Annotated in this window: 12 protein-coding genes; 8 read left to right on the top strand and 4 right to left on the bottom strand. The window is 71.5% G+C overall.

Annotation, left to right across the window (positions count from 1 at the left end; translation table 11 throughout):
• Nucleotides 1–26: 26 nt before the first annotated feature.
• From dps to K8638_RS38030, 3 genes are all read left to right on the top strand, one after another.
• A complete protein-coding gene (dps, locus tag K8638_RS38040; protein ID WP_223759634.1) occupies nucleotides 27–503 on the top strand; it encodes a DNA starvation/stationary phase protection protein Dps in 477 nt (158 codons plus the stop codon).
• 193 nt (nucleotides 504–696) lie between these two features.
• The gene (locus K8638_RS38035; RefSeq protein ID WP_223759633.1) at nucleotides 697–1,503 is read left to right on the top strand and encodes a hypothetical protein; all 807 of its coding nucleotides are present in this window, start codon (nucleotides 697–699) and stop codon (nucleotides 1,501–1,503) included.
• 47 nt (nucleotides 1,504–1,550) lie between these two features.
• Entirely contained in the window at nucleotides 1,551–2,840 is a 1,290-nt protein-coding gene (locus K8638_RS38030) for a pyridoxal phosphate-dependent aminotransferase (RefSeq protein ID WP_223759632.1), read from the top strand.
• Between the two features lie 60 nt (nucleotides 2,841–2,900).
• Here K8638_RS38030 and K8638_RS38025 read toward each other — a convergent pair whose 3' ends face one another.
• The 3 genes from K8638_RS38025 to K8638_RS38015 all read right to left on the bottom strand — a co-directional run bounded on the left by K8638_RS38025 (nucleotide 2,901) and on the right by K8638_RS38015 (nucleotide 5,307).
• Nucleotides 2,901–3,179: a hypothetical protein gene (locus tag K8638_RS38025; protein ID WP_223759631.1), complete on the bottom strand. Its 279-nt coding sequence runs from the start codon at nucleotides 3,177–3,179 to the stop codon at nucleotides 2,901–2,903.
• 92 nt (nucleotides 3,180–3,271) lie between these two features.
• Entirely contained in the window at nucleotides 3,272–3,868 is a 597-nt protein-coding gene (locus K8638_RS38020; RefSeq protein ID WP_223759630.1) for a cyclopropane-fatty-acyl-phospholipid synthase family protein, read from the bottom strand.
• Nucleotides 3,865–5,307 (bottom strand): APC family permease, encoded by a 1,443-nt coding sequence (locus K8638_RS38015; RefSeq protein ID WP_223759629.1) that lies wholly within the window; start codon nucleotides 5,305–5,307, stop codon nucleotides 3,865–3,867. The genes K8638_RS38020 and K8638_RS38015 overlap by 4 nt, the downstream gene beginning before the upstream one ends.
• Nucleotides 5,308–5,706: 399 nt before the next feature.
• Between K8638_RS38015 and K8638_RS38010 the strand changes: the two genes are divergently transcribed.
• Together K8638_RS38010 and K8638_RS38005 are read left to right on the top strand one after the other, a co-directional pair.
• The gene (locus K8638_RS38010; RefSeq protein ID WP_223759628.1) at nucleotides 5,707–6,957 is read left to right on the top strand and encodes an MFS transporter; all 1,251 of its coding nucleotides are present in this window, start codon (nucleotides 5,707–5,709) and stop codon (nucleotides 6,955–6,957) included.
• A 146-nt stretch (nucleotides 6,958–7,103) separates the two neighbouring features.
• Entirely contained in the window at nucleotides 7,104–7,877 is a 774-nt protein-coding gene (locus tag K8638_RS38005; protein ID WP_223759627.1) for a hypothetical protein, read from the top strand.
• A gap of 113 nt (nucleotides 7,878–7,990) precedes the next feature.
• Here the strand turns inward: K8638_RS38005 and K8638_RS38000 are convergent, their stop codons facing one another.
• Entirely contained in the window at nucleotides 7,991–8,662 is a 672-nt protein-coding gene (locus tag K8638_RS38000) for a DNA-3-methyladenine glycosylase 2 family protein (protein WP_223759626.1), read from the bottom strand.
• 321 nt (nucleotides 8,663–8,983) lie between these two features.
• On the opposite strand from K8638_RS38000, the gene K8638_RS37995 reads away from it, so the two are divergent.
• The 3 genes from K8638_RS37995 to K8638_RS37985 are packed head-to-tail and all read left to right on the top strand — an operon-like array spanning nucleotide 8,984 to nucleotide 11,747.
• The gene (locus K8638_RS37995) at nucleotides 8,984–9,202 is read left to right on the top strand and encodes a hypothetical protein (protein ID WP_223759625.1); all 219 of its coding nucleotides are present in this window, start codon (nucleotides 8,984–8,986) and stop codon (nucleotides 9,200–9,202) included.
• 5 nt (nucleotides 9,203–9,207) lie between these two features.
• On the top strand, nucleotides 9,208–11,340 hold the full coding sequence (locus K8638_RS37990; protein ID WP_223759624.1) for an ATP-binding protein: 2,133 nt from the start codon (nucleotides 9,208–9,210) through the stop codon (nucleotides 11,338–11,340).
• Entirely contained in the window at nucleotides 11,337–11,747 is a 411-nt protein-coding gene (locus K8638_RS37985; protein ID WP_223759623.1) for a response regulator, read from the top strand. Before K8638_RS37990 ends, K8638_RS37985 begins: the two co-directional genes overlap by 4 nt.
• The last annotated feature ends 3 nt before the right edge of the window (nucleotides 11,748–11,750 follow it).

The raw sequence follows: 11,750 nt of genomic DNA, 5'->3' as shown, positions 1-11,750 counted from the left end.
AAGACACGAACGAAAGGAACGTCACCATGTACCGAAGCCCCAGCCCCCTCCCCGAGAAGGCCCGCGCCGCCATCGCCGAGTCACTGAATGCCCGTCTGGCGGACGGCCTGGACCTGCACTCGCAAATCAAGGTCGCCCACTGGAACATCAAGGGCCCGCAGTTCGCCGCGCTGCACCCGCTGTTCGAGACGTTCGCGGTGAGCCTGGCCGCCCACAACGACTCCATCGCCGAGCGCGCGGTGACGCTGGGCGGGAAGGCCTACGGCACCAGCCGCCACGTGGGCAAGACGAGCCGCCTGCCGGAGTACCCGCAGGAGACGACGAAGGACATGGAGCACGTGAAGCTGCTGGCCGAGCGCATCGAGGTCTACCTCGAGGGCCTGCGCCAGAGCCGCAAGACGTTCGAGGAGAACCAGGACACGGACTCGGTGGACCTCGTCACCGGCATCATCACCGAGTTCGAGAAGCACGCCTGGTTCCTGCGCGCGTCGCTGGAAACCTGAGCCGCGCGTGGGGCGCCACACACCCGGGCGGGCCCGCCCGGGGTGTGCAGCGCGCTTCACGCACCCGGGGTGGCCCCGGCGGGGCCACTCCCTCTCTTCCCGTGGGTTTACGCGGGGGCATGTCGATTGCTCTTCTCCAGGCCACGGGCCGCCGCGCGACGCGGTGGGGCCCGCCCCTGTCGAGGAGCTCTCCATGCGCCGCATTGTCCCCCTGTGCCTCGCCGTCCTCGCCACCGCCTGTGGCGAGGAGGCCCCCACGAAGGAAGAAGTGGACGCCGCCCGTGAGACGGTGGAGCGCGCGGTGGCCTCCGCGCACCAGGCGCGCGGCGCGCTGGAGGCGCTGGGCATCCTGCCGGTGTACACGTGCGGCGAGCCGCGCCGCTCCTTCGTGGGCCGCGCGGCGGAGGGCGTCCACGCGAGGTACGCGTGCGCCACCGCCACGGTGGAGGTCCGGGACGACGTCACCGACGCGGTGGTGATGACCTTCGCCGAGGGCGGGTGCGAGGTGCACGGCCTGCGCTTCACCGGGCAGGTGGCCTTCCTGTATCGCGGCGGCGAGGACCTGATGGAGGTGCACGCGGACCTGCGCGGGCTGGCGGTGGACGGGCACACCGTGCAGGCGGAGGTCGGCTACGGCACCTGCGGTGACGAGACGCGCGTGTTCGCGGACGTCTCGGGCAGCGTGCCCGGGCGCGAGGAGCACCGCTTCCACATCGACGGCCGGGTGGGCATGCGGGCAGGGGTGCCGGTGATTGGCGGCTCGGAGCTGGTGCTGGACGGCCCCGGCGAGCTGGTGGGTCCGGGGGGCACCGACCGCCTCACCCTCACCTCGCTGCTCTACGACGTGGGCCAGTACCTGCCGAAGACGGGCACCGCGGTGCTGGAGACGGCCGAGGGGCGCCGGGTGGAGGCCCGCTTCGAGGAGGTCCTGTGGCGGGTGGGCAAGGTGGAGGTCACCATCGACGGCAAGGAGCCGGTGACGGTTCCCATCGTCCGCTGAAGCCCCCGCGCTGCACCCGGCCTCCACTTCCGCTAGGGTGGGCCGCCGTGAGCGACGACGTCACCATTCATGCCTTCCGCTCCGTGCCCCGCACGGGCGTCATCTATGTCACCGCCGAGGCGAGCCGCCGCGGCTACCGTTCCAGCGACCCCGACTGGTGCAACCTGGGCCAGGGGCAGCCGGAGACGGGAGAGCTGCCCGGCGCACCGCCCCGGATGAGCTCGGTGAACATCGACGTGGCGGACATGGAATACGCGCCGGTGGCGGGGCTGTGGGAGGTGCGCGAGGTCATCGCCAGCCTCTACAACCGGCTCTACCGCCGGGGCATGCCGAGCCAGTACAGCGCGGAGAACGTGTGCCTCTCCGGCGGCGGACGCGCGGCCCTCACCCGCGCCGCGGCGAGCCTGGGCACCATCAACCTGGGCCACTTCCTGCCGGACTACACCGCCTACGAGGAGCTGCTGGACGTCTTCAAGGCGTTCACCGCCATCCCCATCCTCCTGGAGGGCGAGCGCGGCTACGCCTTCACGGCGGACGATTTGCGGCGCGAGGTGCAGGGCCGCGGCCTGTCCGCGCTGCTCTTCTCCAACCCCTGCAACCCCACCGGCAAGCTGGTGCAGGGTGACGAGCTGGCGCGCTGGGTGGGCGTCGCCCGTGAGCAGGAGTGCACGCTGCTCATCGACGAGTTCTACTCCCACTACATCTGGACGGGCCGCCCCGGGCACCTGCCGGTGGAGAGCGCCACGCGCTACGTGGAGGACGTGAACAAGGACCCGGTGGTCGTCTTCGACGGCTTCACCAAGAACTGGCGCTACCCGGGCTGGCGCATGACGTGGACGGTGGGGCCGCGGCAGGTCATCGAGGCGGTGTCCAGCGCGGGCAGCTTCCTGGACGGCGGCGGCAGCCGGCCGCTGCAGCGCGCGGCGATTCCGCTGCTCCAGGAGGACTCGGTGGTGGCGGAGACCCTGGCCATCCACAGCGCCTTCCGCGAGAAGCGGGACAGGTTCCACTCCCGGCTGGAGCGGATGGGCATCCGCACGGACCGGGCGCCGGACGGGACGTTCTACGTCTGGGGCAACGTGTCCGGCCTCCCGCCGCCGCTCAACGACGGCATGGGCTTCTTCCGGGCGGCGCTGGAGCAGAAAATCATCTGCGTGCCCGGCGAGTTCTTCGACGTGAATCCGGGCAAGCGCCGCGCGCGGCCCTCGCGCTTCCGCAGCTACGTGCGCCTGTCCTTCGGTCCCTCGCTGGAGACGCTGGAGAAGGCGCTGTCACGGCTGGAGGCCATGGTGCTGCACTACACGCGCTCGCCGCACTCGGCGCCTCCAGGCACCTGAGGGGCGATGGCCCGGCCCCTCTCGCGGGGGGGAGCCGGGCCCCTGCCACGTCGCCGGAGGCTACTCGCAGGTGAAGATGAAGTCCGTCACCGCGAACGACGTCCTCCGGCCGCTGATATACGCCGTTTCGTAACACGCGCAGGCCATGGAGCCGACGAGCTTGGTGTACGTCGCGTCTGAGTAGTAGTCGATGAGGTACGACTGGTTGCCGCAGTAGGGCAGCGCGTCCTCGCGCGAGTCGAGCTGGGCCTGGGGCTCCTCCACCATCTCCGGCCCGCCACAGCCCACCAACAGCAGTCCCGCCAACAGCAGTCCACCCGTGATGCTCTTTGCCTGCATGCGTGTGTCTCCTTGGCCGCCGTGTGATTCACGGCGAGTCAAGGATATCACACATCAACAGCGAAACAGGTGAAACAGTGATGTAGGAGCGGCTAGCGTGGCGCACCCGCGCCACCGCGCTCCGGAACGACCCAGAGGTACAGGGTGCGGCCGCCCTCCTGCACCTGCTGCTCCGGCTTCCAGTCTCCCATGTCGAAGCCGTGCGAGACGATGCGCGTGCCCGGCTTCAGCTCGGACAGCAGCTTGGGCTTGAGGCGCTCGTTGACGGAGGGAAGCAGGTACAGCGTCACCACGGTGGCCTCGCCGATGTCCGCGTCGAAGAGGTCGCCCTGGCGGAACTCCACCTTGTCCTGCACGCCCGCGCGGCGCGCGTTCGTGTTGGCCTCGGCGATGCGCTCGGGGTTGATGTCCACGCCCACCGCGCGCATTGCCCCGTGGTTCTTCACCGCGGAGATGACGATGCGCCCGTCACCACTGCCCAGGTCATAGACGACGTCTCCCGGCTTCACCCCCGCCAGCTTCAGCATGCCCTCCACGGCGTCCTCGGGCGTGGGGACGTAGGGCACCTCCGGGGCCGGGGTCGTCAGCTCGGGAGGCTCCGGCACCTGCACCGACTGGCCCGTCGTGATTCCCTGCGCGGACGCCGTGGCCCCCGCCACGAGCGCCAGGACGAGAGTGAAACGCTTCATGTTGCCTCCTTGGGTCGTTGCAGCCGGGGTGAGAGCCGCGCGCGGCGCTGGCTGCCACGCGGCGTGCGGCGGGTCCGGGCCACCTCCACGGCGAGCAGCACGGCGCCCGTTCCCAGCACGGCCAGCCCCGCCAGCGCGCCGGGCCCGGTGTACGCCAGGCTCGAGTAGAGGACGTACGCGCAGATGCCGACGAAGAGCAGCGGCGTGAGCGGATACAGCGGCACGCGGAAGGGCCGGTGCGCACCCGGCTCGCGCACGCGCAGCACCAGCAGCGACACGCCCGTCAGCAGGAAGAAGAGCCAGAAGACGGGCGCGGTGTACTCCACCATCGTCTGGAAGCCCTGGCGCGTCACCGTGCCCAGCCCCACCAGCGCCAGCGTAATCGCCCCCTGCGCGAGCAGCGCGCGGGTGGGCGTGTTGGCCCGCGCGTGCCAGCGCCCCAGCCCGTTGAAGAGCACGCTGTCACGCCCGAAGGCATAGTGGGTGCGCGCGCCGGTGAGCACCGTGGCGTTGGCGGAGGTGAGCGCGGAGATGGCGATGAGCACGCTGATGGCCACCGCGCCCCCGGTCCCCAGCGCCCGCTTCATCAGGTCCGCGGCCACCGCCTCCGAGCCCGCCATGCCCGCGTGGCCCAGGCCGCGCAGGTACGCCCAATTGACGAGCAGGTAGAGCGCCGTCACCACGCCGATGCTCACCAGCAGCGCCCGGGCGAGGCTGCGCCGCGTGCCCCGCACCTCGGCGGACAGATAGGCCACCTCGTTCCACCCACCATAGGTGAGCAGCACGAAGACCATGGCCAGCCCCCAGGACGTTCCGGAGGGCGCCGCCACGGGCGCCGCGCTCGCGGAGGCGGGGGCGAGCAGCAACCCCGCGACGATGACGGCCCCCACGCCCAGCACCTCCAGGGCGGTGAGCAGGTTCTGGGTGCGCGTGCCCTGCCGCAGCCCGGCGATGTTCACCGCCGTCAACCCCACCACCACCGCCGCCGCGTACACCGAGGACGAGTACGGCCCCAGCGAAACGAGCTGCGTGGCGTAGTCTCCGAAGACGAAGGCCAGCAGCGCGATGGAGCCGGTGGGAATCACCGTCAGCCGCGCCCACGCGAACAGGAAGGCCGGCCCCCGCCCGAGCGCGCGGGACAGGTAGTGATACTCCCCGCCCGGATGGGGCCAGGCGCTGGCCAGCTCCGCGTAGCAGAGCGCGCCCACCAGCGAGGCGACGCCTCCCAGCAGCCAGGCCAGCAGCATGGCCCCGCCGCTCCCCGTCTGCGCCGCCACCAGCGACGGTGCCTTGAAGATGCCGGCGCCCAGGACGATGCCCACGGTCAGCGCCACCGTGTCGATGATGCGCAGCGTGGGCGAGGGAGCGGCCATGCCCTCCACGGGCGCTGGAGACGCCGCCGCTCGCTGGCCTTCCGGCAATGCCTGCTGCTCCCGCATGGTGTCGTGCTCCGCGCGCCGGGACTGTCCGATGCACGCCACAACCTGCACCCGAGGTGTGGCCGCGGGGAGGCGCTGGACTTCCGGTCAACCGGCCTCCGCCCATGCGCAGTGGGGCTTCCACGCGCCCTCGTCGCGGGGACACCACGGGCGGGCAGCCGGGCGCCGCCCTTCCCTCCAGCGCGCCCCTGGAGCCGCCCCTCATGAGGCCGGTCCCGGCGCGAGCCCGTGCCCGGTATCGCCCCGGGCGCCCTAATTCCCGTGGAGGCTCCGTGACGCGGGCGGCGGTCCTGAGCGCCCCCGGGGCCGGGACTCCGCCGCGAGCGCCTTCCCGGCCGTGCGCTCCCTGTTACCTGGTACCGCCCCGCCTCGCCGTGGAGGCCCTATGCTGCGCCAGCCATGAGACTTCCGTCGCCCCGGCTCGCGCTCCTGAGCATGCTCTACTTCGTGCAGGGCATGCCCTTCGGCTTCCAGTCGACCGCGTTGCCCGTGTACCTGCGCACGCAGGGGGTGTCGCTGACGGCCATCGGCTTCGCCAGCGCGCTGTCGCTGCCGTGGGCCTGCAAGGCGCTATGGGCCCCCCTGGTGGACCGCTATGGCTCGGCCCGCCTCGGGCGGCGCAGGTCCTGGATTCTGCCCATGCAGCTCGGGCTCGCGGCGAGCTGCGCCGCCGCGGCCTTCGCGGCGTCGCAAGGGGCCATGCCACTGCTGATGGGGCTCGTCCTCGTGATGAACCTCTTCGCCGCCACGCAGGACATCGCGGTGGACGGCTTCGCCGTGGACACGCTGCGGCCGGACGAGCTGGGCCCGGGCAACACCGCGCAGGTGGTGGGCTACAAGTTCGGGATGATGTTCGCCGGAGGCGGGGTGATGACCTGGACCGGCAACCGCGTCGGCTGGCCGGGCATGTTGCTCGCCATGGCGGTGATGAGCCTGGCGGTGTTCGTGGTGATGTTCTTCGCACGCGAACCCGCGCCTCGCGAGGGCGGCTCCCCCGTCAAGGGGGTGAGCTGGAGCGAGCTCGCCGGGCGAATCAAGCAGGTGCTGATGCTGCCCGGAGCGGGCTGGCTGCTGCTCTTCGTCGGCACGTACAAGTTCGGCGAGAGCATGTCGGACGTGCTCTACAAGCTCTTCCTCGTCGACGCTGGCATCCCCGCCGAGCGCATCCTCCTGTGGGTGAATACGTGGGGCACCGTGGCCTCCCTCCTCGGCTCCGCGGTGGGAGGCCTCCTCGCCGCGCGCATGCCACTGCTCGGAGCGGTGGGCCTCACCGCCACGCTGCGGGTGCTGCCGCTCGTCGGGCGCTGGGGGCTCGCGACGGCCGGCGTCAGCGACTCCGCGGTCATCGGCGTCACCCTGGCCGAGGAGTTCTTCGGCGGCGCGCTCACCACGGTGATGTTCGCCTTCATGATGTCACGCGTGGACCGCCGCATCGGCGCCACGCACTACACCCTGCTGGCCAGCCTGGAGGTGTGGGGCAAGGCACCCGCCGGCCCCCTCGCGACCTGGCTCGCGGACCCGGCGCGCGGCGTGGGACTGGGCTACGCACCCGTCTTCCTGCTCGGCATCGTGCTGTCCGTGGCCTTCCTCGTGCTGCTGCTGCCGATGAGACGCCAGCGGCGCGTGGAGGCCTCGCCGGCCGCCACCTGACGCAGTGTCTCAATCCCGTAACACAGTGTGCCTGTAAGACATGTGATGCATGGATGTCGCGGAGGGATGTCAGTCGCGCGTGTTAAGTCGCGGGCCGTCGTCCCCCTCATTCCCACGGGCCTTCCGGCCCGCGAGAGGTACACCGCATGTCCTCCCCATCCCTGAAAGCACTCCTGGGCGGTGTCGTCCTGATGGCCGCGCCCGCGGCCCTCGCTGGTAGCACCACCAGCATCCCCGCGTTCGACGCGAAGATCGCCGCCGCCCGCGCCTCCACCAGCCCCGGCGGCACCACCGTCATCCGGAGCGAGATGGCCGGCGCGCTCGGCCAGTTCACCTACGATGACGGCACCGTGGACGCCGCCGAGCGCGCCTACCTGGGCACGAAGGTGAGCGACACCACCTTCCTCACCGGCCTCACCGGCACGGCGAAGAAGCTCCTCACCGACTACTACGAGCTGAACGACGCGGCCACCACCGCCGCGCCGCTGTACCTGGGCTGGCTGCAGTCCACCCCCGCGGAGCTGTACGGCGCGAGCGGCTCGCTGGCCAACTCCTCCGAAATCGTGGAGGGCTACATCCCCAACGGCCAGGGCGTGGCGAACCAGGTCACGCTGACCTACAGCGCCTATGAGACGTTCCGCGTCGACAACCCCGGCACCTTCGAGCCCATCACCCTGCGCGAGCTCGTCGACACGCTGAAGACCCGGTACTACGGCACCGCCGTCACCACGGACGAGGTGGACGGCGCGGTGGCCTTCATCACGCAGATCTCCCGCAACAGCAACCGCCTCTACGTCTCCAACTGGCAGTGCAACGGCTGCGGCGGCGGCCCCGGCGACATGGGCGGCTACATCGTGGCCGCGGTGAGCACCGACCGGCGCTTCGTGCGCATGGTGAAGGTCTGGACCTGGACGGAGTGATTCCCGTGAGCGGCTCCTGACCCGCGGCGAGCCGCCGCGGGCAGGTGCCCCCCCGGCCGGACGGCGCACGCGCCGCGCCCTCCGGCCGGGCCGTTTCCCTCCAGAGGCGGCGCTCAGCCCCTGGCGGGGGCCTGTGGCAGCTCCGTCGCGCGCCAGAAGTACCAGCTCGCCACCGTGCGCCAGGGCCGCCAGCGCTCGCCGAGTGCCAGCAGCTCCTTCGGGCGGGGCATCTCGGGCAGGCCGTACGCGAGCATGAAGCCCTTGCGCACGCCGAAGTCGTCCACGGGCAGCACGTCCGGCCGGCCGAGCCGGAAGATGAGCAGCATCTCCACCGTCCACTGGCCGATGCCGCGCACCTGGGTGAAGTGGTCGATGAGCGCCGCGTCGTCCATGCGCCGCACGCGGGCCAGCGGCGGCACCGTGCCCTCCAGCGACTTGCTCGCCAAATCCCTCATGGCGGCCAGCTTGTTGGCGGACAGCCCGCACTCACGCAGCGCCGCGTCCGGCACGGCCATCAGCGCCTGGGGCGTGAAGCGCCGCCCGTGGCCCACGCGCTCGCACACGCGGCCGAAGATGGTGGCGGCCGCGCGGCCGTGGAGTTGCTGGTAGACGATGGACTCCGCCAGCGCCGCGAAGGGGCTGTGCAGCGGGCGGAGCTGGAGCCGGAAGGGGCCCACGCGCTTCATCAGCGCGCCGAGCACGGGGTCCGCCCGCGCCAGGGAGCGGCGGGCCGCGGGAGTGAAGTCATCGGGGAGGCGCGGGGCGGCGGGAGCGGGACGCGGCACGAGGGGGAATCATGCCGCCGCTCCGGCCGGCCCGCGCAACCCGAATCTTGCGTGCCGGACGGCGCCTCGGCTCCAGGTCGAATGGCCCAAGGCCAGGAATGCAACGCGGGTGCGATAAGCGGCGGGGCCGGAGCATCCGCCTGCCTGCCTGCCCTGCTTCAGGGCCTTTGAGATGTGTACGGGCGGACAGTGGCCGCGCTCGGGTGTTCGCAAGTCATGGTGGCTGGGGAAGCGAACCTGGGGTGCCCCGCCCCCCCGCGATACAAGTTGAGACATCGTGGACAGGGGCGTGGAGCCGCCGCGAGCACAGGAGTCACACGGATGCCCGTGGAGAGAACGGTCGGAAGCACGAGCCTCGTCGACGTCCTGGACCGGGTGCTGGACCGGGGCCTGCGCTGGGAACCGAGCGCCCGAGCGGTGCCGGGCCGTGCCTCCGCCTCCCCGGGCGCGACGCGCATCGTGGTGACATTCATGGAGGTGCGGACCGACGACAACCCCGCCCGTGGAGCCCCTCCACGTCCCCATTTCCCTGGAGCCTGACGCATTTGGCCTCACCCGTCCCGTTGTCCACACCCACCGCGCCCGCCGTGGAGGCGCGCCTCGCCCTGGCGGAGCAACTGCTCGCCTGTGACGCGGCCCGTCCGTGCGCCGAGGCGGTGGTGGAGTGGCTCGCCCACCACGTCCAGGCCGGCGCGTCCGCCTGCCTGGTGCGCGAGGAGCACGGGGAGCGGCTGAGGTGTCTGGCGGCCCGGGGCCTCTCCGAGTCGCAGTGCGCCGCGCTGGCGCTCACGCCCGAGGGCGATGGCCACCCGCTGGTGGAGGTCCTGGCCCACGCGGCGCCGCGCTACTTCCCGGGCCCGCGCCCGCCCCTGCCGGCCCTGGGGAGCGGGGGCTGGTTCGCGGTGCCGCTCGGCCGTCCCGGCGCACCGCCGGTGGGGCTGCTGCTGCTCGCGATGAACGGAGCGGTGCTGCCGAGGGAGGTGGCGTGGGCGGCCGCGCACGCGGGGCCCACCCTCGCGCGCCTGGTGCCCCCGGCGCCGGTGGCCCAGAGGGAGGTGGCGGGAAACGGGTTGCTTCGCCGCATCATCGACGCGGTGGCGGACCCCGTGCTGCTGACGGACCAGGCGGGACGGCCGCGCATCGCCAACGCGCGCGCGGAGGTGCTGCTGGTGTCCGGCCCCGACGCGAGCGAGGGACGCCGGCGCGCGGTGGAGCTCAACCGGCAGGTGTTCGCCACGGCCCTGGCCAGCGCGTCCAGCGCGGAAGGGGCATCGCGGAGCTCGGGCTTCCGCCGGCGCGAGGTGCCGCTGGTGGACCCGGTGGAGGGCATGGACCTGCTGTTCGAGCTGCTCAGCACGCAGGTGCTCGAGACGGACGGACAGGTGGCCGTGGTGAGCGTGCTGCGCAACGTGACGGACCTGGGCCGCGCCACCCAGGCGCTGGGCGAGAGCTACCGCCGCCTGCGCGCCACCGAGCGCGAGGCGCGCAGCGAGCGCCACCGGCTGGACCGGGTGCTGGACTCGGTGGCGGACCCCATCATCCTGTCGGACCCGTCCGGCGGCACGGTGATGATGAACGACCCGGCGGAGAAGCTGTTCGCCCTGCCCCTGGATGGCAATCAGGCCGCGCGGGGCCGCGTGCACACCAACGACGCGACCTTCTCCTCGTTCCTGGCCAACCTGGTGGACGCCGGGGGCAGCCTGCGCTGGCGCGGCCAGCTCAGCCTCGTGGACCCGGCCACCGGCGCCACCATCCCCGTGGAGGCGGTGGCCAGCAAGGTGCTGGGGGACAACGGCGAGCTGACGGGCATCGTCACCCTCTTCCATGACCGCACGGAGGCGCTGGAGAAGGCGCGCCTGCTGGAGCGGGTCAAGGACGTCTCCAGCCACCTGGAGGCGCGGGTGCAGATGGCCACCGCGGAGCTGGCCGAGCAGAACGAGAAGCTGCGCCGGCAGGCGATTCAGCTGGAACAGGCGAGCGCGGCCAAGTCGCAGTTCCTGGCCAACATGTCCCACGAGTTCCGCACGCCGCTCAACGCCATCCTCGGCTACACCAACATGCTCCTGCAGGGGGTGTCCGGGGAGCTGACGCCCGCGCAGAAGCGCAACCTCACCCGCATCGACTCGAATGGGAGGCACCTGCTGGAGGTCATCAACGAGATTCTCGACATCACCCGCATCGAGGCGGGACGGATGCCGCTGCACCTGTCGGACTTCGGGATTCCGGAGCTGCTACAGGAGGTGGTGGCGGAGCTGGACCCCATCATCGCCCGCAGCAGGCTGGCGGTGAGCACCGAGCTGGGCGCGCGCCTGCCGGCGGTGCACAGCGACCGGCAGAAGGTGAAGCAGATTGTCCTCAACCTCCTGTCCAACGCGCTGAAGTTCACCCACGAGGGCTCGGTGACGGTGCGGGCGGACTACGTCACCGCCACGTCCACGCTCACCATCTCCGTGACGGACACGGGGATTGGCATCGACCCGGTGTATCAGGAAAAAATCTTCGAGGACTTCCAGCAGGTGGACAGCTCGCCCACGCGGGCCTACGGAGGCACGGGACTGGGGTTGTCCATCTGCCGTCGCCTGGCCACCATGCTGGGGGGACGCGTCACCCTCCAGAGCGTCCCGGGCCGGGGCTCGACCTTCACCTTGCACTTTCCACGACGCGCGAGGCGCGCATGACGAACCCCTCAACGACTCCCAAGCCGCTGGTGCTCGTCGTAGACGACTACCAGGACGCGCGGGAGATGTACGCCGAGTACCTGGAGTTCTCCGGCTTCCGCGTGGCCGAGGCGAAGAACGGGCAGGAGGCGCTGGACAAGGCCTTCGAGCTGCGGCCGGACATCATCCTGATGGACCTGTCGCTGCCCATCATCGACGGGTGGGAGGCGACACGGCGGCTGAAGAGTGATGACCGCACGAGCACCATCCCCGTGGTGGCCCTCACCGGCCATGCGATGACGGGCCAGTCCGACGAGGCGAAGGGCGCGGGCTGCGACTCCTTCGTCACCAAGCCGTGCCTCCCGGATGCGCTGGTGGACGAGGTCCGCCGCGTCCTCGCCACGCGTGGAGGCTCCCGGCCAGGGTGAGGC

It is taken from the genome of Myxococcus sp. RHSTA-1-4 (genome assembly GCF_020037125.1).
GTDB lineage: Bacteria > Myxococcota > Myxococcia > Myxococcales > Myxococcaceae > Myxococcus.
This window is presented reverse-complemented; position numbering and strand designations above follow the sequence as displayed.

Excerpts from the sequence above, each read along its gene's own strand:
- K8638_RS38025 (WP_223759631.1), bottom strand. The coding sequence starts at position 3,179 with ATGCAGGCAAAGAGCATCACGGGTGGACTGCTGTTGGCGGGACTGCTG.
- K8638_RS37995 (WP_223759625.1), top strand. The coding sequence starts at position 8,984 with ATGCCCGTGGAGAGAACGGTCGGAAGCACGAGCCTCGTCGACGTCCTG.
- K8638_RS37985 (WP_223759623.1), top strand. The coding sequence starts at position 11,337 with ATGACGAACCCCTCAACGACTCCCAAGCCGCTGGTGCTCGTCGTAGAC.
- K8638_RS38015 (WP_223759629.1), bottom strand. The coding sequence starts at position 5,307 with ATGCGGGAGCAGCAGGCATTGCCGGAAGGCCAGCGAGCGGCGGCGTCT.
- K8638_RS38005 (WP_223759627.1), top strand. The coding sequence starts at position 7,104 with ATGTCCTCCCCATCCCTGAAAGCACTCCTGGGCGGTGTCGTCCTGATG.
- K8638_RS38010 (WP_223759628.1), top strand. The coding sequence starts at position 5,707 with ATGAGACTTCCGTCGCCCCGGCTCGCGCTCCTGAGCATGCTCTACTTC.
- K8638_RS38020 (WP_223759630.1), bottom strand. The coding sequence starts at position 3,868 with ATGAAGCGTTTCACTCTCGTCCTGGCGCTCGTGGCGGGGGCCACGGCG.
- dps (WP_223759634.1), top strand. The coding sequence starts at position 27 with ATGTACCGAAGCCCCAGCCCCCTCCCCGAGAAGGCCCGCGCCGCCATC.
- K8638_RS38035 (WP_223759633.1), top strand. The coding sequence starts at position 697 with ATGCGCCGCATTGTCCCCCTGTGCCTCGCCGTCCTCGCCACCGCCTGT.